The following is a 20,983-nucleotide window of genomic DNA, read 5'->3' as shown; positions in this document are numbered from 1 at the left end:
AGCTGGTCCGCGGTGGAGTCATTTCATGTAGCGCCCGAGCCAATGCTCGGGCGGCGGCGCACCGCGCCGGGCACGGCAGGGCGTTATAGTCCGCGCATGGAACCGACTGCGACGCTGGACCGTGATGTGGCCCACCATGCAGCGCTCGATGCGCGCCTGGTCGAGGCCGTGGGAGGCATCCGCCTGCTGGGCCTGACCAGCTGGCCGGCCACGCTGCAGGCACCGTTCCTGGACAGCGTGGCGCGCGGCCAGCCGGTGCTGCCGAAGGTGGATTACCCACGGCTGGACTTCAGCGAAGAACGTCGCGCGCTGGCCGCGATCGCCGCCGACTGCGAGGACACTCATCCGCTGGGCCACTACGTGCGGCAGTCAGCGCAGAGCTGGGACCTGGCCGCGCAGCTGCTGGAAGGACTGGGCACCGCCGCCGTTGATACCTGTTCGGTGCAGCTGTTCGGCGCCCCCGAGCAGCCGCTGCCGGGCAATGGCCCGAGCACGCGCGACGCGGCGCGCCACTTCATACAGATTGCGGCCGAACTGGACCACGAACTGCTGGCGCCGGAAGAGCAGGTGCCGGTCTCGGCCATCGCCCTGCAGCTGCAGCTGCAGAATGATCTGGATGCGTTCTTCGAATCGCGCATCATCCAGGTGCAGCTGGATCCGGAGCTGGTGTCCAAGGCCGCCGCCGGCCCGACCCGCATCCGCCTGCGCACCAGCGCGCGCTTCAGCGCCTACGACCGCGCGCAGTTGTTCCACCACGAAGCGCTGGTGCATTCGCTGACCGCATTGAATGGCCGCGGCCAGCCGGTACTGCCGAGCCTGGCGTTGTCCTCGCCACGGGTAACGGCGACCCAGGAAGGGTTGGCGACCTTCGCCGAGCAGATCACCGGCAGCATCGACATCGAGCGCCTGAAACGCATCAGCCTGCGTACCGAAGCGATTGCGATGGCACGCGAAGGCGCTGATTTCATCGAAGTGTTCCGCTATTTCTGCGATGCCGGGCAGAACACGGAAGAGAGTTTCGCCTCGGCCCAGCGCGTGTTCCGTGGCGTGCCGCCGAGCGGCGGTCTGGCGTTCACCAAGGACACGGTGTACCTGCGCGGCCTGGTATCGGTGCATACCTTCTTCCGGCACATGCTGGCCGAGGACCGCCTGCAGGTCTGCCGCTGGTTGTTCGCCGGCAAGATGAGCCTGGCCGATGCGATCGCGTTCGCGCCGCTGTTCGAGGCGGGGGTGCTGAAGCCGCCGCGCTGGCTGCCGCATTGGGTGAGCCGGGCGAACGGCCTGGCCGGCATGCTGGCGTTCTCGCTGTTCGCCAACCGGATACGGATGGACCAGCTGGCGCCGGAATGAAATGCGTTGGCGGATCCTCCTGCGCCTGCCTGCTATCGGCTGGGAGGAGGCGGGGCACCCTGGTCAGGACACGCAAAAGCCCCTCCATGGTGCTCGATGGCGCCTTGCTCGTGTGCGCTGTCCTGCGCACACGGCAAGACCGGGGTTGCGCGTCCTGCCCAACCCGCCCGAGGCATGCCTCGGGCCCATGGCGCCAACGGTCCTGACCAGGGTGCCCCGCCTCCTCCAGACAATTTCCTGCGGGCGCGGCAGCAGGTCCACCAGGGGGATTGCGTTTGAAAAGCTTGAAAAGCAAAGCGCCGGGCAATGCCCGGCTCTTTGCTTTTGCTCTAGCTTTCCATTGCCTCCGCGCCGGCGCTGGGAATTGTCGAGCGCGGGTAGGCAGGCCCATGCAGGACCGTTGGCGCCATGGATGGCGCCATCGAGCCCCCAAGGACGGGTTTACGGCGTGTCCTGCATGGGCCTGCCTACCTGCGCCATGCAGGAACAGTCAATGCGCCGCAGCGCCCGCTTCTGACCTAGAACTCCGCCGCCACCGTCATGAACAGCTGCCGCGGCGCACTCGCATGGATCGCATAGCGCGTGCCCTTCGGATCAGTCGGTGCGAACGAACTCAGCTGGCCGGCGTAGCGCTTGTTGGTCAGGTTGGTCGCGTTCAACGACACCCGCACGTTGCGCAGGCCCAGGCCCGGGCCGAAATCGTAGCCCGCACCGGCGTCGAAGGTGGTCACGCCCGGCACCGACTGGTCGTTGGTGTAGGTGTAGTAGCGCTTGCCGGTGTACTTCGCACGCAGGCTGGCGAAGAAGCCGTCGCGGTTCCAGCTGATCTCGCTGGAGGCCATTCGCTGCGGCGTATCCACCGTGATCTTGCCGGCCACCGGAACGATCGCACCGCCCGAGGTGTAGTCATCCTCGTAGGTGGTCTTGTTCCAGGACAGCGCGTTGTACCACTGCAGGCCATCAATCGGCTTGAGGATGAAAGTCAGTTCCGCGCCATGGCTCTTCACCGAACCGACGTTGATGAAGCGCGTCACGCACTCCGGGCGCGTGCCGACTTCGATGCTCGAACACGGGTTCAGCGACAGCAGGCGGTTGTCGAACTTGACGTTGTATGCAGCGATCGAGGCCTGGTACTTCTCACCGAAAGTGCGGAAGCCGGCTTCCAGGCTCTTGGACTTCTCCGGCTCCAGCCCGGCGCTGGCCGCGAACGATTCCGGCGACACCTGCAGCGGGCCGCCGCTGCCACCGCCGACGAAGGCGGCGATGTTCTCGGCGTAGGAGGCGAACAGCTCGTTGTTGGCGTTGAGCTTGAAGCCCAGGCCTACCTGCGGCAGCACCGATTCCTTGGCGGTCAGTGTGCCCGACGCAATGCGGGTTTCAACGCCGGGCTGCGCGGTGGCGCGCATGCGGGTGTTGGGACTCTTGATGCCCACGTCTACGGTCAGGCGCTGGTCCAGGAAGCGCATGCGGTCCTGCACGTAGAACTGGCGCGTGCGGATGTCGAAGTCCTGGTTGAACAGCAAGCGGTCGGGGTTCTTCAGGTACAGGTCGTCCAGGAACGGGCCGCTGATGTAGTAGAAGTTGCGCGACACGTTATGGTCGTTCTGCTCGTACCACAGGCCGGCTTCCAGCTCGTGGATGCCCACCGTCCACGACAGCGCGGCGGTCAGGCCATCGCGGTTGATCGTGTAGTTGGTGCTGCGGATCGAGATCGGCAGCATCCTGTCGGTACCCGGGTAGGACGGCTGGCCCGGTGCCCACCAGTGGCCCTGGCCACGGTTGTCGTGGTGGTAGGCCAGCAGCTTCAGGCGGCCCTGCTCGCCCAGGCGCAGGTCGGCATCGACCGAGTACAGGTTGTCGTCGCGCAGCGCACGGCTCTGATAGTACGCATCGTCGATGCTGTTGACGCCGCCGCTGAACTTGCAGCGCGCCTTGTTGTAGGTGCCAGGCGCGCAGTACGCGGCGGCGACGGCGCGATCCCAGTCCGGCGCGTAGATGTTCCAGTCATACCCCAGTCCGCGTGCCAGCATGTCCTTGGACAGGTAGGCATAGTTGGCCTGGCTGGCGCGCGAGGTCGCCACGAACGCACCGAAACGGTGGTCGCCAACGTTCCACACTGCCTTGGCATTGAACTGGCGGGTGGTCTGGTTCTGGTACGGCGCGGCCCACATGTCCTGGTCCTGGTGCACGCCGGACACATAGGCCGAGAAGCCGTTGAGGTCGCCGGTGTCCACGCGCAGGTAGCCGCGGCGCTGGTTGTTGTCGCCGACGGTGACGCTGGCGCGGCCACCGAATTCGGTGGACGGATCCATCGAGAAATACTGGATGGTGCCGCCCAGGTTGCTGGTCGAGGCCACGCCCAGCGAACCAATGCCCTGCGACAGTTCGGCGCCGGCCAGGTTCTCGGCGATGATCGCGCGGGCGATGCTCAGGCCGTTGTAATTGCCGTAGCTGTTGTCGCCCAGCGGGATGCCGTCCAGCGTGTAGCCCAGGCGGCTCTTGTCGAAGCCACGCAGGCTGATGGTCTGCGATTCCTCGTTGGCGCCAAAGGCATCGTTGGACTGCACCGACACGCCCGGAAGGCGATCGAGGATCTTCTGGCCACTGGTGCCCGGCGGCAGCACCTGCTTGTCCACGGCAGTGATGCGCTGCACCTGGCGGGTCTCGCCCTGACCGATCACGGAGACGGTATCCAGCGTCTGCGCGCTCAGCGCGGCATCGGTGCTGGCGCCGGTATCGGCGGTGGTGGTGGCGGCATGGGCGCTGGCAGCGGCGGAGAGCACGATCGCTACGGCGATCGTCAGGTGTCGGGTCTGCATGGTGGTCCGTTGCATGGGGGGTGATCACCGGCACGCGTGCGCGGTGCAGGGCCACTATGCGAACGGAACATGAAACCTTCTTTACGGAAAACCAACGAATGGTGCAGGGCACCCGCGCAGGTCCCGCAGCCGGATGAAAAAGGGGCCGGATTCCCTTCGCAAGCAAAGGTTCACCGGCCCCGCGCACTCCGTGGGGGAGGCGGTCCACGCGCAGCGTGGAGACTGGCTTACCCCATGTACAGGCCACCGTTGACCGGATAGTCGGCGCCGGTCACGTACGAGGCTTCATCCGAGGCCAGCCAGGCGCACAGGCCGGCCACTTCCTCGGGGCGACCCAGGCGGCGCACCGGCACCGAGGCCGCCAGCCGGTCCAGTACATCCGGCGGGAAGCTGCTGATCGCCTGGCTGGCGATGTAGCCCGGCGAAAGCGTGTTGACGGTGACGCCGCGCGAAGCCACTTCGGCGGCCAGCGCACGGCTGAAGCCATGCATCGCGGCCTTGGCGGTGGCGTAGTTCACCTGGCCGATCTGGCCCTTGTGGGCGCTGACCGAGCCGATGTTGATGATGCGGCCCCAGCCCCGCGTGGCCATGCCGTCGACCACCTGCTTGGTCAGGTTGAACAGCGCATTGAGGTTGGAGGCGATCACCGCGTTCCAGTCCTCCACCGTCATCTGCCGGAACAGCAGGTCGCGGCTGCCGCCGGAGTTGTTGACCAGTACATCGACCTCACCCACTTCGGCGCGGACCTTGGCGAACGCGGCGCTGGTCGAGGCCCAGTCGGTCGCGTTGCCTTCGGAGGCGATGAAGTCGAAGCCCTGTTCGCGCTGCTCGCGCAGCCAGTTGGCCTTGCGCGGCGAGTTCGGCGCGCAGCCGGCAACCACGGTGTGGCCGCTGCGGGCCAGGCTCTGGCAGATGGCAGTGCCGACACTGCCCATTCCACTGGTGACGTAAGCGATTCGAAGCGTCATTGCAGAAGGCTCCTTGGCAAAGGGTCAGGCGGCGAGGGGATACAGGCCGAACAGCAGGCTGCCGATCATCAGCAGCATCGAGATGGCGATGGCCCACTTCAGGGTGAACTTCTGGTGGTCGGCGAATTCGACCTTGGCCAGGCCCACCAGCAGGTAGGTGGACGGCACCAGCGGGCTGAGCAGGTGCACCGGCTGGCCAGCCAGCGAGGCGCGCGCCATTTCCACCGGAGTGATGCCGTAGTTGCCGGCGGCCTCGGACAGGATCGGCAGCACGCCGAAGTAGAACGCGTCGTTGGACATGAAGAAGGTGAACGGCATCGACGCCACCGCGGTGATCACCGCCAGGTACGGGCCCCACGACTCCGGAATGACCGCCAGGAAGCTGTGCGACATCGCTTCGACCATGCCGGTGTTGTTGAGGATGCCGGTGAAGATGCCTGCGGCGAAGATCAGCGACACCACCGACAGCACGTTGCCGGCGTGGTTGACCACGCGGCGGCGCTGCTCGGCCAGGTTCGGGTAGTTGATCACCAGGGCGATGGCGAAGCCGACCATGAACAGCACCGGCATCGGCAGCACGCCGATGATCAGCGCGGTCATCAGCGCCACGGTCAGGGCCAGGTTGACCCACAGCAGCTTCGGGCGCTTGATGTCCTCGGCGTCTTCCACGGTCGGCAGCGGATTGCTGTCATCGGACACGCTGTTGTCCATCCAGCTGCCGCCCTTGGGCAGGGTCACCACGCCGAGGCGACGGCGTTCCTTCAGGCCCAGGTACCAGGCCAGCAGCAGCACGCCGGCACAGGCGATCACCATCGACGGGATCAGCGGCACGAACACATCGGCCGGGTCCACGTGCAGCGCAGTGGCCGCGCGTGCGGTCGGGCCGCCCCACGGGGTCAGGTTCATCACGCCGCCGGCGAGGATGGTCACGCAGGTCATGTTCAGCGCGTTCATGCCCAGCCGCTGGTACAGCGGCAGCATCGCCGAGACGGTGATCATGTAGGTGGTCGAACCGTCGCCATCGAGCGAGATCAGCATCGCCAGCACGGCGGTGCCAAGCACGATCTTCATCGGATCGCCCTTGACGAAGCGCAGAATCACCCGCACCAGCGGATCGAACAGGCCGGCATCGATCATCACCCCGAAGTAGAGGATGGCGAACATCAGCATCACGCCGGTCGGCGCGATCTTCTTGATGCCCTCCAGCATCATCTCGTCGATGCCGGCACCGAAGCCACCGATCAGCGCGAACAGGATGGGAATGGTGATCAGGGCGACGAGCGGCGACAGGCGCTTGCTCATGATCAAGTACATGAACGTAATGACCATGCCAAAGCCGAGGATGCTCAGCATCATCTGCGGACTCCTTGCGAAAACAGGACGTGGGGAGTGGAAGGGGCCGGGCGCCGCGCGCCCGGAATGTCAGGCCTAGAAGTCGTACTGCAGGCGGCCGGTGACCGCGCGGGTGCGGTCCACCGTGACCCCGGCCAGGCGGTCGCGGTTGCGGCTTTCGATCACGTTGAGCATGAAGCGCAGGTTGTCGCGCAGGTACCAGTTGCCGCCCAGCGTCCAGGCTTCGGTGCTGCCGCGGCGCAGGTCCGGCGCGCCATCAAGGTGCTGCGCGCCCCACATCTGGTCGTAGCGCAGCGCCACTTCGAATGCACCGGCCTTGTGGCGGATGTCCTTCACCCGCGCGAAGCGTCCGGTCTTGCGGTCATAGGCGCGGCTTTCGCCGGTGACGAACCAGCTGAGCATGCCGTAGGCGGCCATCACGTCGCCGCGCTGGGCGCCGTCATCGAAGGTGGCGCCACTGAACTCGCCCTGCCACGACAGCGGGCCGCGCACCTGCGCGTATTCCAGCGACCACTTGTTGACGTCGGTATCGCGGCCGGCGGAGAAGTCGACCAGGGTCAGGCGGCTCTCGTCGGACAGGTGGCCGGCCGGGCGCGGACGGATGCGCAGGCCGGGCACGCCATTGGCGCCGGGGTTGTCGTACGCCTCGCGGGCCAGCGACAGGCCCAGGTGCAGCACGTCGCCGTCGCTGGGCGAGGGCGCCCAGGTGATGCGACCACCCGCCGCGCGACCCTTCACCTGCCAGGCGTCGATGCTCTCCAGGCTGTAGAGGCTGGCCGCCCAGGTGAAGTCGCCCGGGTTGGCCTGCCAGGACGCACCCAGGCGGTACAGCGGCGCCAGCGTGGTGCCGGCGTTGCCGCGCTCCAGGAAGCTGCCGTAGTTGGAGCTGGTACGGTCATCCAGCGAGAAATACTGCTTGAACTGGCCCACGGTCAGCTTGCCCGCCTTGCCGAAGCTGCGGGCCAGGTAGACATCCTTGGCCTCGACGCGGTCGCCGGAGAAGTCGGCTTCCAGCTTGTAGTCGACCACGAAGAACTTGCCGGACACATCGACCCATGCACGGCGGATCTCGGTGTCATCCTTGTTCGGCGTTCCGCGGTTGTCGTTGTCGAAGGTGGCGAAGTCCAGGTGCAGGCGGCCCCCCAGGGTGGCGGTGACCGGAAGGTCGTCTTCGGCGGCGAAGGCCGGCACCGACAGGACAGCCAGCGCCATCATGGCGGCAGGACGCCGCCAGGCAAACGTGAATTCCACAAACCCTCCCAGGTGCGCGCCAGGCGCGCGGCAATCGTGGGCACCGGACGGTGCGCGGCCGCAGTCTGGGTCGGGCAAGCTGTCATCGTCCTGTCAACGGATTGTGCGGTGCAGCGAAAAGCACAGGCCGCTGGGCTCGCCGTGCCGCGCCCGGCGAGCCCAGCGGCGGCATGCGGTAGCATTCGGTTCCCCTCCCACCCGTGTGCCCATGCGCCTGCTGCTGGTCGAAGACAATCCGGATCTGGCCGATGCGATCATCCGCCGGATGCGCCGCAGCGGGCACGCCGTGGACTGGCAGGCCGATGGCCTGGCCGCTGCCAGCGTGCTGCGCTACCAGAGCTTCGACCTGGTGGTGCTGGACATCGGCCTGCCCAAGCTCGATGGCCTGCGCGTGCTGGCCGGCATGCGCGAGCGCGGTGACAGCACGCCGGTGCTGATGCTGACCGCGCGTGACGGCATCGAAGATCGCGTGCAGGCGCTGGATGTGGGGGCCGACGACTACCTGGGCAAGCCGTTTGATTTCCGCGAGTTCGAAGCGCGCTGCCGCGTGCTGCTGCGGCGTGCGCGCGGCCAGGCCAGCGAAGTGGTGCAGATTGGCGGCTTCCAGTTCGACAACGCGGCGCACCGGGTCAGCCTCGACGGGGAGCCGATCGAACTGCCCAATCGCGAGTACCGCCTGCTGGAGATCCTGGTCGGCCGTCTTGGCCAGGTGGTCGGCAAGGACGAGATCGGCAACGGCCTGTTTGGTTTCGATGACGAAGCGGGCCCGAATGCCATCGAGTTGTACGTTGGTCGCCTGAGAAAGAAGCTGGCGGGCGCGCCGCTGCGCATCACCACGGTGCGTGGCGTCGGTTACCTGCTGGAAGCCAGCGATACCCATGCCGACGCCGATGGCTGACACGCGTGCTGCGACTGCGGCGCCGGGTTCGCTGCGGCGCACGCTGCTGCTCTACCTCGGCGTGCTGCTGGCGGTGTTCGCGGTGGCCCTGCTGTTCGCCGCACGCGATTACGGCCAGCGCGCCGCCAACCGATCCTACGATCACCTGCTGGTGTCCTCGGCGCTGTCCATCGCCGATTCGGTGGCCCTGGTCGACGGCCAGTGGCAGGTCGATCTGCCCTATGCGGCGCTGGACCTGCTGGCGATGGCGCCGGAGGACCGCGTGTTCTACCGGGTGGCCGACAGCCGCGGCACGCTGATCACCGGCTACGGTGATCTGCCGACACCGCCGCGCAGGCCCGGTACCCAGCCGCAGCTGTTCGACGCCCCCTACAGCGGCGAAACCGTGCGCTTCGTGGTGGTCGGCCGCAGTTTCGCCGCGGCCTCCGCGCAGGGCGAGGTGCAGGTGCAGGTGGGCCAGACCCGGCGCGCGCGCGAAGCCGTTGCGCAGGACATGGTCAATCGTGCATTGCTGGCGATCGGTGTGTTGTCCGGGCTGCTGCTGGCGCTGGTGGCGTTCGGCGTGCATCGTGCGTTCCGGCCGCTGGTGCGGGTGGAGCGCGAGCTGTCGCGCCGCGAGCCGTCCGACCTGAAGCCGCTCGATGCCCGCGTGCCGCGCGAGATGGACCAGATGGTGGCCGCGTTGAACCGCTTCATGGAACGCCTGTCCAGCAGCAACGAGACACTGCGCGCGTTCATGGCCGAGGCCGCACACCAGATGCGCACGCCACTGGCGGCATTGCGAGCTCAGGCGCAGTTGGCGCTGGATGATGACGATCCGGAGGACATGCGACGCAGCCTGCAGGCGATCGAGCGCAACGCCACGCATATGAGCCGGCTGCTCAACCAGCTGCTCAGCGATGCCAGCGTGATCCATCGTTCGCACCTGCAACGCTTTGCGGCGGTGGATCTGGCCGAGACCGTGCACCAGGCGTTGCATGAAGCACTGCCGCAGGCAAGCCCTGCACCGCGCGTGCAACTGGCGATGACTGCCGAGCCGGTGCAGGTGCATGGCGACGCGCTGCTGCTGCGCGAGGCAATCAAGAACCTGGTCGACAACGCGTTGAAGTACGGCGGCGACGGCCCGTTGCAGATCGCGCTGACCGTGGAAAGCGGGCAGGCCGTGCTGACCATCGCCGACCATGGCGCAGGCATCGCGGCTGCCGATGCCGAACGCGTATTCGAGCGCTTCGCGCGTGGCGAAGGCGCGCCATCCGGCGGTGCCGGGCTGGGCCTGGCCATCGTCAAGCGGGTGGTCGACAGCCACGGCGGCCGCATCGACCTCAGCAACCGCCCGCAGGGCGGGCTGATCGCCACCATCCGCCTGCCACGGAGCAGTCCATGATCCGCCTGTTTGCCACGGCCGTTGCCCTGCTGCTGGCCCTGCCGGTGCTGGCCGCGCCCGGCGATGTGCGTCGTTTTCCCGCACAGGGGGCGGCCACCGCGCAGCTGCGCATTCACGGCACTACCGACATCGAAGTGTTCGCGGTGGTGATTGCCGATTACCAGCGGCTGCACCCGGGCACCGAGGTGGTGTACGAGGACATCATCACCCAGGACCTGTACGCGCGTTACCTGCACGACCGCGGTGGACCGGCATCGCCGGACCTGCTGATCTCCAGCGGCATGGACCTGCAGACCAAGCTGGTCAACGATGGCCACGCGCTGCCACATCGCTCGGCGCTGACCGCTGCGCTGCCAGCCTGGGCGCAGTGGCGCAACGAGGCCTTCGGCATCAGCTACGAGCCGGTGGTGATGGTCTACAACACCCGCGCAATGCCTTCGGCAAAGGTGCCGCACACGCGCCGCCAGCTGCTGGACCGGCTGCGTGCCGAAGGTGCACCGCTGCGCGGCAGGGTCGGCACCTATGACATCGAGCGCAGCAGTGTCGGCTACCTGCTGGCAACCCAGGATGCGCAGCGCGGCAGCATCGCCGGCGCGCTGCTGGGGGCGCTCGGCGACAACGACGTGGTGCGCGAAGAGCGCACCGGCGTGCTGCTGGACAAGGTGGCCAGCGGCGAGCTGTCGCTGGTCTACAACGTGCTTGGTTCCTACGCGCAGGCACGGGTCGATGCCGGCGCGCCACTGGCCATCGTCGAGCCTGAGGACTACACGCTGGTGGTGCTGCGCACCGCGGTGATTCCGCGTACCGGCCCACACCCGGAAGAAGCGCGGCGCTTCCTCGACTACCTGCTGTCGCCCCGTGGCCAGCAGGTGCTGTCGCGCGAGGCGCGGCTGATGCCGATCGTGACCGGCAACGCACGTGGCGACGATGCGCCCGGCCGCAGCCGGCGTCCGATCCAGCTCGGCCCGGGCCTGCTGGTGTACCTGGATGCGCTCAAGCGCCGCCAGTTCCTCGATGCCTGGCGCAGCAGCGTCGAGCCGGCGGGGCGCTGAGGCTCCGGCCTGCCCGTACAATGGCGGCATGAGCGAATACACCATCCTGATCGCCGACGACCACCCGCTGCTGCGTTCGGCGGTGGTGCAGTCCTTGCGGCAGAGCCTGCCGCTGGCGCAGGTGCGCGAGGTGGCCAGTGCCGATGCGCTGGCCGAGGCGCTCGACGCACAGCCGGACGTGGACCTGGTGCTGCTCGACCTGACCATGCCCGGCGCGCACGGTTTTTCCGCGCTGCTGCACGTGCGCGGCTCGCATCCGGACATCCCGGTGGTGATCCTTTCCTCCAACGACCATCCGCGGGTGATCCGCCGTGCCCAGCAGTTCGGCGCCGCCGGTTTCATCCCGAAGTCCGCGCCGGCCGAGACCATCGGCGAGGCCGTGCAGGCAGTACTCGATGGCGGCCTGTGGTTCCCGGCGATGGCCGCCGAGCGTTCCGAGGCCGATGCACTACTGGCCAGCCGCCTGGCCCAGCTGACCCCGCAGCAGTTCCGCGTGCTGCTCTGCCTGGCCGATGGCCTGCTCAACAAGCAGATCGCCTACACCCTGGGGCTGGCCGAGAACACGGTGAAGGTGCACGTCACCGCCATCCTGAAGAAGCTCGAGTGCCACAGCCGCACACAGGCGGCGGTGCTGGTGAAGGCGCTGGAGCCCGAGGGCGACGCCGGCATCGGGCTGTAGTTTCCAGCCAACGGCGCAGCCCCTCGTGGGTGGACACGTAGAGCAGTTCATGGGTGAGGCCGGGCAGGTGGACTGCACAAGGGGCCGCTGCAAGTACATCCATGTAAGCTCGGTCGCCGCATCCATGCGGCTCACGCCCCTGCGCAGCCCACCTGCCCGGCCACGGACAGGTTCCGTGCGCATCCACCCACGGAAGAGAAAAGAAGATCCAAAGCAAAGGCAGCCTGACAGGCCGCTTTTTGCAGAGCCGAGCCCACGCTCGGCTGCTTTCTGGCCGGTCCGTGAAGCCGAGCATGGGCTCGGCTCTACACGAGCAAGCGCAGCGCGCGACCCGCTTTTGATCTTATTTTCTTCTCCGTGGGTGCAGGCCACCGAAATCTGTCGGAGGCCGGTCGGGTTGGGTGCGCGGGGGTGTCAGCCGCATGGGCCCGAGGCATGCCTCGGGCGGGTTGGGCAGGACGCCCAACCCGGGTCTTGCCGTGTGCGCAGGACAGCGCACACGAGCAAGCGGCTGCCAAGCCTCCATGGACGGATTCACGGCGTCCCCCGCGTACCCAACCCGACCGGCCCACCCGCGGCTTCTGCTTTCCGCGACCACCCAGACACCACCCACGAGGGGCTGCGCCGTTGGCTGGAAACTACCCGCGATGGCGGATCAGCAACTGACTCATCAGTGCCCGCAGCGCCGGCGGCTTCACCGGCTTGGCCATCATCCCCCAGCCGCGTTCGGCGGCCATCTCACGCAATCCCGCATCGCGCTCGGCAGTAACCAGCACTACCGGCGGGCGGGCCTGCCACAATTCGGCCAATGTCTCGTACAGCACCGGCCCATGGTGATCGCCCATGCGCACATCCAGCAGCACCAGCTCCGGTACTGCGCCTGTTGCTGCCAGCTGCAGCGCCGCCTGTGGGCCATCGGCCAGCGCCACCTCGCAGCCCCAGCGCTCCAGCAGCGCGCGGCTGGCCGCGCACACGTGCGGATCGTCGTCGATCACCCACACCCGGCGACCGCGAAGCGGGTTGTCCGCCGCCGGTTCCTGCACCAGCACCGGCACAGGAGCAGTAGCGGGAATCGCGCTGGCTTCGCCGAACGGCACGCCCACCGCGAACACGCTGCCCTGGCCCAGCTGCGAGCGCAGCCGGATCGGATGCCCAAGCAGGCGGCCGATGCGATCGACGATGGCCAGGCCAAGGCCGGCGCCGCGCTGCTGGCCGTCGTGCAGGCGGCGGAACTCCTCGAAGATCTCGCCCTGCAATGCGTCGGGAATGCCGGGGCCCTGGTCGTGCACCTCGATCCACAGCATGCCTTCACGGCGACGGCAGCCGAGCAGCACGCGGCCGCGTTCGCTGTAGCGCAGCGCGTTGGACAGGAAGTTCTGCAGGATTCGGCGCAGCAGGGCTTCATCGCTGACCACTACCGCATCGGTATCGACCCAGTCGACCACCAGGCCACGCGACTGTGCGGCGATGCCGAATTCGCGCGCCAGCGTCTGCAGCAAAGGCCCGAGCCGGAACGTCTGCACTCGGGTCGGCAGGCTGCCGGATTCCAGGCGCGCGATATCCAGCAGACTGTTGAGGATCGCATCCTGCGCGGCCAGTGCAGCATCGATGTGGTCCGCAGTCTGCTGCTGCGCCGGGTCGCCCAGCTTGCCGCGCAGCACCGAGACGAACATGCGCGCCGCGTTGAGCGGCTGCAGCAGGTCGTGCACGGCCGAGGCGACGAATCGCGTCTTGTAGCGGTTGGCCTGCTCGGCTTCGCGGCGTGCTTCTTCCAGGTCATGGGTGCGCTCGGCGATGCGGTGTTCCAGCGCATCGGCCAGCGAGCGCAGTTCGCGCGCGGCGTTCTTGTAGCTGGTGATGTCGGCATAGCTGGTGACGAAGCCGCCGTCGGGCAGCGGGTTGCCGCGGATTTCCAGCACGGTGCCATCGTCTTTTTCGCTCTCGCGCATGTGCGGGCGGCCGCTGCGCAGGTGGTTCAGGCGGCGCTCGATGGCTTCATCGACCGGGCCCGGACCAAGCAGGCCACGGCGTGCGTTGAAGCGGAACAGTTCCTCGATCGGCCGGCCGACGCGAACCAGGTCCTGCGGGAAGCGGAACAGTTCCAGATAGCGCGAATTCCACGCGACCAGGCGCAGTTCGCGGTCGATCACCACCACGCCCTGCGGCAGGTGTTCGAGGCTGCGGCTGAGGCCGCTGTCGGCATCGGTGGCGGCCTGCAGCAGGCCATCCTGCGCGGTACGCAGTTCCTGTGCATGCTGCTTGAGCAGGGTTTCCAGCTCGCGGCGGCTGCGCAGGCGATGCTTGGCCAGTCGCCGGCGCTGCTGCACGAACAGCACCAGGAAGCCCAGCGCCAGCCATGCAGCGCCACCGGTGAGTGCTGCGGCGCGGCCGGCGCCGGTGGCGGCACTGGCATCGTGCAGCAGGTGCAGGTTCCAGCCTTCGGCGGGCAGCGGCAGGCTCTGCCACAGCATCGGCTGCGGCAGCGCCGGATCCAGCAGGCGCACCATGCGGCCGCCATCGGCCAGCACGTCTTCGGTGCGTGCGCGCAGGGGCTGCAATGCGCGGTCGGCGTACTGGCGGGCGTCCAGCATCTCGCGGCGCTCATCGGCTCCCAGCGGGCGCAGCAGCCGGTAGCGCCAGCTGTCCCGGTTGGCCAGGAACACCACGTCGTGGTCGTCGCTGGCCAGCACCACGTCCGGGCTGCTCAGCCATTCCTGTTCCAGCGCGGACAACTCGACCTTGATCACTACCACGCCCAGCCGCTTGCCGTCTTCTTCGATGGCCTGCGAAAGGTAATAGCCGGGCACGCCGGTGGTCATGCCGATGCCGTAGAAGCGGCCACGGCCCTGCGCCAGCGCCTGGCGGTAGTAGGGGCGGTAGCTGTAGTTCTCGCCGACGTTGGTGGTCGGCTGGTCCCAGTTGCTGGCCGCCACCGCCACACCGTCGTGGCCGACCAGGGTCAGGGTCGAGGCACGGGTGACTTCGTTGGCGCGTTGCAGCTTGAGGTTCAGCCGCTGCCGTTCGCTGGGCGAGGGCGGCACGCGCAGTGCATGCAGCAGATCCGGGTCAAGTGCCAGCACCTGCGGCAAGGTGCCGAAGCGGTCGATGCGCTGTTGCAGGCCCTGGCCATACAGCTGCAGCTGGCGTTGCACCTGGCTGCTTTCCTCGCCGAGCGCGCGCCGCCAGGCGTAATGACCGGCGGCGACCGCGCACAGCACGGTACCGCCGACCATCACCAGCAGGGTCAGCAACAGCATCCGGTGGCGGCTGAGCCAGTACATGGCGGCAGTCTACGCAGGGCCGGCGGGCGTGGCGTGCACGCCCGCCGGGGTCTGACGTGGAAGGGGTCAGAAGTGCATCTGCGCGCGCAGTTCGAAGATCTCCGGCGTGCTGTGCACGCCACGACGGCTGGCGTCGACCTTCACGTAGTTGGCCTGGAACTTGAAGTGGCTGGTCAGGTACCAGTTCGCGCCCAGCGTCAGGTCGTGCTGGCGGCCGCCGAGGATGCTGCCATCGTCCAGGTCGAGACGGCTGTATCGGGCCAGCAGTTCGACCGCGCCGTAGTTGTGCGCCGGCTTGATGTTGGCCACCGCGCCGGCGTTGTACGGGCGCGATTCGCCGGTCAGCACCCAGCTGGCCATCGCGTACTGGCCACTGCCGGTGTAGTCGGGCTTGCCGTCATGACGGGTGACCGTAGCGCGCAGCGCTTCGGCCTGCAGCGAGAACGGGCCCCGGATCCAGATGCCTTCCAGGCCGGTGCGGCGGATCTGGTCGGCAGTGACCAGCGCACCGGAATCGACGTAGCGGATGTCGGTCAGGCCGGCTTCCGGGCGCGCGCGCAGGCGGGCGCTGGCCTCGTGATGCACGTCGCGGCCATCGCTGTAACCACGCGGGTTTTCCTGCGAGTAGGCCAGGCCCAGGTGGATCACATCGCCTGGTGCCTTCACCGGCGTCCACACCGCACGCACCGCCTGGGTGGTGCCGGGGTTGTCGCCCTGCAGGTCCTTGCCGCCATAGGCCCCGGCCTGCAGCAGGTACTGCGGGCGCTCCAGCACCCACTCCACGCCGGTGCGGCGGCCTTCGTAGAAGGCCTGCACCGGCAGCGAGGTTTCCAGGAAGCTGCCGGCACGCGAAGAGGTGTTCGCATCCAGGCCGACCGGGGTCTTCATGTAGCCGAAGCGGAAGCGGCCGACGTCACGGCCGAAGAAGGCCTTGCTCTCGAAGCGCACGAACACGTCCAGCCAGGTATCGGCCTGGAAGTCGTAGTAGACCATCGCATCGTAGACGCCCTTCTTTTTCAGCGTCGCGCCGAATTCCTTGCGGCGCACGGCATCGTCGTCCTCGAGGCCACTGGCCGAGGAGAAGTCGTTGTAGTCGTAGGCGATGTTGGCGGTGGCCGCCAGCTCGGTGCCATCACCGAAGGTGTACTTGGTCGGCCAGTTGTCGAAATCGGCGGCCGAGGCGAAGGCGGGAAGGGCGGCCAGCGACAGGGCCAGCAAGGTGGGATTCGGGCGCATGTTGGGTGCGGCTCTCTCAGATTGCGTGTGGACAGGACATCAACGGCCGCAAGGGCCGGAACTTTCGCAAAGACTCACCCAGCCGTTCAGCCCGGGCCACCAGCCTCCCCAGGATCGGGCGGTGCGGCGCCAGTGTAGGCACCTGTGCCACCTGAACCGGGAGGCTAGTACCAATAGGTTATCTGCGCTGGCGTGCCTGGCGCGTACAAAGGCGTCCATTGGTCGCACCTCCTGTGCGTGCTGCACAGGGCCTGCGATCAGTTTCCACGGTAACGGTTCCCGTGCAGCTCCGGGGCCGTACGTGCCTGAAAACGCCCCTTCCGGAGTCCGCCATGCACATCCCGACCGCAGCACCGGTGCCTGCAAAGCCGTTGCCGATCTATCGCCAGCTGTACTTCCAGGTGATCGTGGCGATCGTCCTGGGCGCCATCCTCGGCCATTACGAGCCGTTGATCGGCGAGAAGATGAAGCCGCTCGGTGATGCCTTCATCAACCTGGTGAAGATGATCATCGCGCCGGTGATCTTCCTCACCATCGTCACCGGCATCGCCAGCATGACCCACCTGCGTACGGTGGGCCGGGTCTTTGCCAAGGCGATGGCGTACTTCCTGTTCTTCTCCACGCTGGCGCTGATCGTCGGCATGATCGTGGCGCACGTGGTGCAGCCCGGCGCCGGCATGAACATCAACCCCGCCGAGCTGGACCAGACCGCGGTGCACAGCTACGTCGAGAAGTCGCACGACCTGACCCTGGTCGGCTTCCTGATGGACATCATCCCGAAGACGCTGCTCAGCGCGTTCGTCGACGGCAACATCCTGCAGGTGCTGTTCGTGGCCGTGCTGTTCGGCATCGCGCTGGCGATGGTGGGCGAGAAGGGCAAGCCGGTGCTGAACTTCCTGGAGGCGCTGGTCGCTCCGGTGTTCAAGCTGGTGCACATCCTGATGAAGGCCGCCCCGATCGGCGCCTTCGGTGCGATCGCCTTCACCATCGGCAAGTACGGCGTCGGCTCGCTGATCAACCTGGCCTGGCTGGTGGGCTCGTTCTACCTCACCGCCTTCCTGTTCGTGGCGGTGATCCTCGGCGTGGTCTGCCGCCTGTGCGGCTTCTCGGTGTTCAAGCTGGCGCGCTACCTGAAGGCCGAACTGCTGCTGGTGCTCGGCACCTCGTCGTCGGAGTCGGCGCTGCCGTCGCTGATGGAGAAGATGGAACGCGCCGGCTGCAGCAAGTCGGTGGTGGGCCTGGTGGTCCCGACCGGCTACTCGTTCAACCTGGACGGCACCAACATCTACATGACCCTGGCGGCGCTGTTCATCGCCCAGGCCACCAACACCGAACTGACCCTGGGCCACCAGATCGCCCTGCTGCTGGTCGCCATGCTCAGCTCCAAGGGCGCGGCCGGCGTCACCGGCGCGGGCTTCATCACCCTGGCCGCCACCCTGGCCGTCGTGCCGGAAGTGCCGGTTGCCGGCATGGCGCTGATCCTGGGCGTGGACCGCTTCATGAGCGAATGCCGCTCGCTGACCAACTTCATCGGCAATGCCGTGGCCACCGTGGTGGTCTCGCGCTGGGAAGGCGCGCTGGACCGCAACCGCCTGAAGCTGGCGCTGGATGGCCGCGAAAGCGAACTGCCGCCGCCGGTCGATGCGCTGCCCGAGGCACTGCCGGCCAAGGGCTGATCCAGGTGTGTGGTACCGCGGGGCCGGTCACGACAGTGGTACGGCCCCGCGGCGTTTCAGGGCGTCCCATGGCTGTCATGGGCAACGCCGAAGCTGACATCCCGGTACCGTCGCATACGGCACGGAATTGTGCGGTCGCAGCATGCTTGCGACAGGATAGCGACAGGTCCAGACGCTCCAACGGGGGTATCATCCCCTGTCCCTTCTGCCCATTCATGTAACCCACATCGATGTCCAACGAAGATTTCAAACAGGCCGCCCTCGATTACCACCGGATGTCCCCGCCGGGAAAGATCAAGGTTTCCGCTACCAAGCCCATGCTGACCCAGCGCGACCTGTCGCTGGCGTATTCGCCGGGCGTGGCGTACGCCTGTGAAGCGATCAAGGCCGACCCGCAGCAGGCCAGCGAGCTGACTGCCCGCGGCAACCTGGTGGCGGTGATCTCCAACGGCACCGCGGTGCTGGGCCTGGGCAACATCGGCGCGCTGGCCGGCAAGCCGGTGATGGAAGGCAAGGGCGTGCTGTTCCAGAAGTTCGCCGGCATCGATGTGTTCGACATCGAAGTCGACGAGACCGACCCGGACAAGCTGGTCGACATCATCGCCTCGCTGGAACCGACCTTCGGCGGCATCAACCTGGAAGACATCAAGGCGCCGGAATGCTTCGTGGTCGAGCGCAAGCTGCGCGAGCGCATGAAGATCCCGGTGTTCCATGACGACCAGCACGGCACGGCGATCATCGTCGGCGCGGCGGTGCTCAACGCCATGGCGATCACCGGCAAGAAGATCGAGGACGTGAAGCTGGCGACCACGGGCATGGGCGCGGCCGGCATTTCCTGCGTGAACATGCTGGTGCAGCTGGGCCTGAAGCCGGAAAACATCCTGGCCTTCGACCGCGAGGGCGTGATCCACACCGGTCGTACCGACCTGGATCCGGAAAAGCAGCGCTATGCGCGCGACACCGACAAGCGCACCCTGGCCGAGATCGTCGACGGCGCGGACATCTTCCTGGGCCTGTCGGCGCCGGGCATCCTGACCGCCGACATGGTCAAGACCATGGCGCCGGATCCGGTGATCTTCGCACTGGCCAACCCGACCCCGGAAATCATGCCGGAACTGGCGCGCGCCGCCCGTCCGGACGCGATCATCGGCACCGGCCGTTCGGACTACCCGAACCAGGTCAACAACGTGCTGTGCTTCCCGTACCTGTTCCGTGGTGCGCTGGACGTGGGCGCCACCGCGATCAACGAGGAAATGAAGATCGCCTGCGTGCGTGCCATCGCTGCACTGGCCCGCCGCGCCGCCACCGACATGGGCTCGGCCTATGGCGGTGACACCCCGAGCTTCGGCCGTGAATACCTGATCCCGCGTCCGTTCGACCGTCGCCTGCTGGTGGAGCTGTCGGCCGCCGTGGCCCAGGCCGCAATGGATTCGGGCGTGGCCTCGCGCCCGATCGACGACATGGGCGCCTACCGCGACAAGCTGGCCCAGTTCGTCTACCGCACCAGCCTGATGATGAAGCCGGTCTACGACCGCGCGCGCAGCGACAAGCAGCGCGTGGTGTACGCCGAAGGCGAAGAGGAAGTGGTGCTGCAGGCGGTGCAGAACGTGGTCGATGACGGCTTGGCGCACCCGATCCTGATCGGCCGCCCGGAAGTGATCGAGTCGCGCATCGAACGCCTCGGCCTGCGCCTGAAGATCGGCGAGAACGTTGAAGTCACCAACATCAACGATGACCCGCGCTTCAACGAATACTGGCAGTACTACCATGGCCTGACCGGCCGTCGTGGCGTGACCGTGGCCGCGGCGAAGAACCTGATGCGTTCGCGCCCGACCCTGATCGCAGCAGTGATGGTGGCGCGTGGCGAAGCCGATGCGATGCTGACCGGCATCGTCGGCCGCTTCCACAAGAAGCTGGGCTACGTGCGCAGCGTGCTGCCGCTGGAGCCGAAGGTCACCTCGACCTCGGCGATGACCGGCGTGATCAACCAGCAGGGCGTGTTCTTCTTCGTCGATACCCACGTGCAGGAAGACCCGACCGCCGAGCAGCTGTGCGAAGCGACCCTGCAGGCGGCCTACCGCATGAAGTTGTTCGGCATCGAGCCGAAGGTCGCGCTGCTGTCGCACTCCAACTTCGGCAGCCACGATTCGAAGGACGCGCTGAAGATGCGCCAGGTGCGCGAGCTGCTGCTCAAGCGCAACCCGCGCCTGAACGTGGACGGCGAAATGCAAGGCGACACCGCATGGGATGAAGCGCTGCGCCAGAAGCTGCTGCCGGGCTCGACCCTGCAGGGCCGCGCCAACCTGTTCGTGCTGCCGAACCTGGAAGCGGCCAACATCGCCTACAACCTGGTGCGCGTGTTCACCGATGGCGTGGCGATCGGCCCGATCCTGATGGGCGTGAACAAGCCGGTGCATATCCTGACCACCAGCGCCACTTCGCGCCGGATCCTGAACATGACCGCGATCGCGGCGGTCGATGCGCAGATCCGCAAGCAGCTGGAAGCGGAAAAGAAGGCATAAGCCTTCTTTCCCACTTCCGCTGCCCACGCATTCTTCCTCTACCCCCGCCTTCGGCGCGCCCCTTCAACAAGAAGGGGCTCCTGGTCGGAAGAATGATGGCGCTGGCGCGGCTGGACGTCGGCGCAAGTGAAAACACCGGGCATTGCCCGGTGTTTTCATTTGCCGCAACGGCCGCCGAACCTGCCACACGCGCTACGCCGCCCGGTCATTTCCCTGCAACGCCGTTGCGGCCCAATACGCCCACGCGGCCCGGCCGTGGGAAGGGACCGGACCGGCCTTCCCACCCTGGGCCCGACCAACTTTCATGGGCGAGGGTGTCATGCGTAATCGAGTCACGCGGCGATATTTCCAGCAGCTGTTCGCGCTGTACGCCGGTTTCGTGCAGTCGCGCTGAGGCGTAGAAAGCAGCGAGGTAGAGTCGACCGTTGGTCGACTATCGCGCGAAGCGCGGGGTTTTCGGGGGCTGTACGAAAGTCAGTCGACTAACAGTCGACTCTACCCAGTCGCCCCAATT

At 67.1% G+C, this 20,983-nt stretch carries 13 protein-coding genes; 7 read left to right on the top strand and 6 right to left on the bottom strand.

Annotated elements, in window-relative coordinates; all coding sequences use genetic code 11:
- Positions 1-96: 96 nt before the first annotated feature.
- Positions 97-1,350, top strand: coding sequence for a flavohemoglobin expression-modulating QEGLA motif protein (locus tag QP609_RS17415; protein ID WP_289213818.1), 1,254 nt, complete (start codon positions 97-99; stop codon positions 1,348-1,350).
- Positions 1,351-1,868: 518 nt separating this feature from the next.
- Here the strand turns inward: QP609_RS17415 and QP609_RS17410 are convergent.
- From QP609_RS17410 to QP609_RS17395, 4 genes are all read right to left on the bottom strand, one after another.
- Positions 1,869-4,169: a TonB-dependent receptor gene (locus QP609_RS17410; protein WP_197621519.1), complete on the bottom strand. Its 2,301-nt coding sequence runs from the start codon at positions 4,167-4,169 to the stop codon at positions 1,869-1,871.
- A gap of 227 nt (positions 4,170-4,396) precedes the next feature.
- A complete protein-coding gene (phbB, locus tag QP609_RS17405) occupies positions 4,397-5,137 on the bottom strand; it encodes an acetoacetyl-CoA reductase (RefSeq protein WP_005419193.1) in 741 nt (246 codons plus the stop codon).
- 24 nt (positions 5,138-5,161) lie between these two features.
- Positions 5,162-6,490, bottom strand: coding sequence for a CitMHS family transporter (locus QP609_RS17400; RefSeq protein ID WP_005419191.1), 1,329 nt, complete (start codon positions 6,488-6,490; stop codon positions 5,162-5,164).
- Positions 6,491-6,565: 75 nt separating this feature from the next.
- The gene (locus QP609_RS17395) at positions 6,566-7,705 is read right to left on the bottom strand and encodes a porin (protein ID WP_049440639.1); all 1,140 of its coding nucleotides are present in this window, start codon (positions 7,703-7,705) and stop codon (positions 6,566-6,568) included.
- Positions 7,706-7,949: 244 nt separating this feature from the next.
- Here QP609_RS17395 and QP609_RS17390 point away from each other — a divergent pair, with 244 nt between their 5' ends.
- The 4 genes from QP609_RS17390 to QP609_RS17375 are packed head-to-tail and all read left to right on the top strand — an operon-like array spanning position 7,950 to position 11,754.
- A complete protein-coding gene (locus tag QP609_RS17390; RefSeq protein WP_005419188.1) occupies positions 7,950-8,639 on the top strand; it encodes a response regulator transcription factor in 690 nt (229 codons plus the stop codon).
- Positions 8,632-10,023 (top strand): sensor histidine kinase, encoded by a 1,392-nt coding sequence (locus QP609_RS17385; RefSeq protein ID WP_014648362.1) that lies wholly within the window; start codon positions 8,632-8,634, stop codon positions 10,021-10,023. Before QP609_RS17390 ends, QP609_RS17385 begins: the two co-directional genes overlap by 8 nt.
- Positions 10,020-11,075 carry an ABC transporter substrate-binding protein gene (locus tag QP609_RS17380; RefSeq protein ID WP_014648361.1) on the top strand — a complete coding sequence of 352 codons (1,056 nt, stop codon included), beginning with the start codon at positions 10,020-10,022 and terminating at the stop codon, positions 11,073-11,075. Before QP609_RS17385 ends, QP609_RS17380 begins: the two co-directional genes overlap by 4 nt.
- Positions 11,076-11,103: 28 nt before the next feature.
- Positions 11,104-11,754, top strand: coding sequence for a response regulator transcription factor (locus tag QP609_RS17375; protein ID WP_014648360.1), 651 nt, complete (start codon positions 11,104-11,106; stop codon positions 11,752-11,754).
- A 638-nt stretch (positions 11,755-12,392) separates the two neighbouring features.
- Here the strand turns inward: QP609_RS17375 and QP609_RS17370 are convergent.
- Positions 12,393-15,035: a PAS-domain containing protein gene (locus tag QP609_RS17370; protein ID WP_197621391.1), complete on the bottom strand. Its 2,643-nt coding sequence runs from the start codon at positions 15,033-15,035 to the stop codon at positions 12,393-12,395.
- A 66-nt stretch (positions 15,036-15,101) separates the two neighbouring features.
- Entirely contained in the window at positions 15,102-16,271 is a 1,170-nt protein-coding gene (locus tag QP609_RS17365; RefSeq protein WP_032959491.1) for a porin, read from the bottom strand.
- Between the two features lie 332 nt (positions 16,272-16,603).
- Between QP609_RS17365 and QP609_RS17360 the strand changes: the two genes are divergently transcribed.
- A complete protein-coding gene (locus QP609_RS17360; RefSeq protein ID WP_014648357.1) occupies positions 16,604-17,947 on the top strand; it encodes a dicarboxylate/amino acid:cation symporter in 1,344 nt (447 codons plus the stop codon).
- A 230-nt stretch (positions 17,948-18,177) separates the two neighbouring features.
- On the top strand, positions 18,178-20,469 hold the full coding sequence (locus QP609_RS17355) for an NADP-dependent malic enzyme (RefSeq protein WP_014648356.1): 2,292 nt from the start codon (positions 18,178-18,180) through the stop codon (positions 20,467-20,469).
- The last annotated feature ends 514 nt before the right edge of the window (positions 20,470-20,983 follow it).

Origin of the sequence: Stenotrophomonas sp. 8(2023) (genome assembly GCF_030345295.1) — a bacterium.
GTDB lineage: Bacteria > Pseudomonadota > Gammaproteobacteria > Xanthomonadales > Xanthomonadaceae > Stenotrophomonas > Stenotrophomonas muris.
This window is presented reverse-complemented; position numbering and strand designations above follow the sequence as displayed.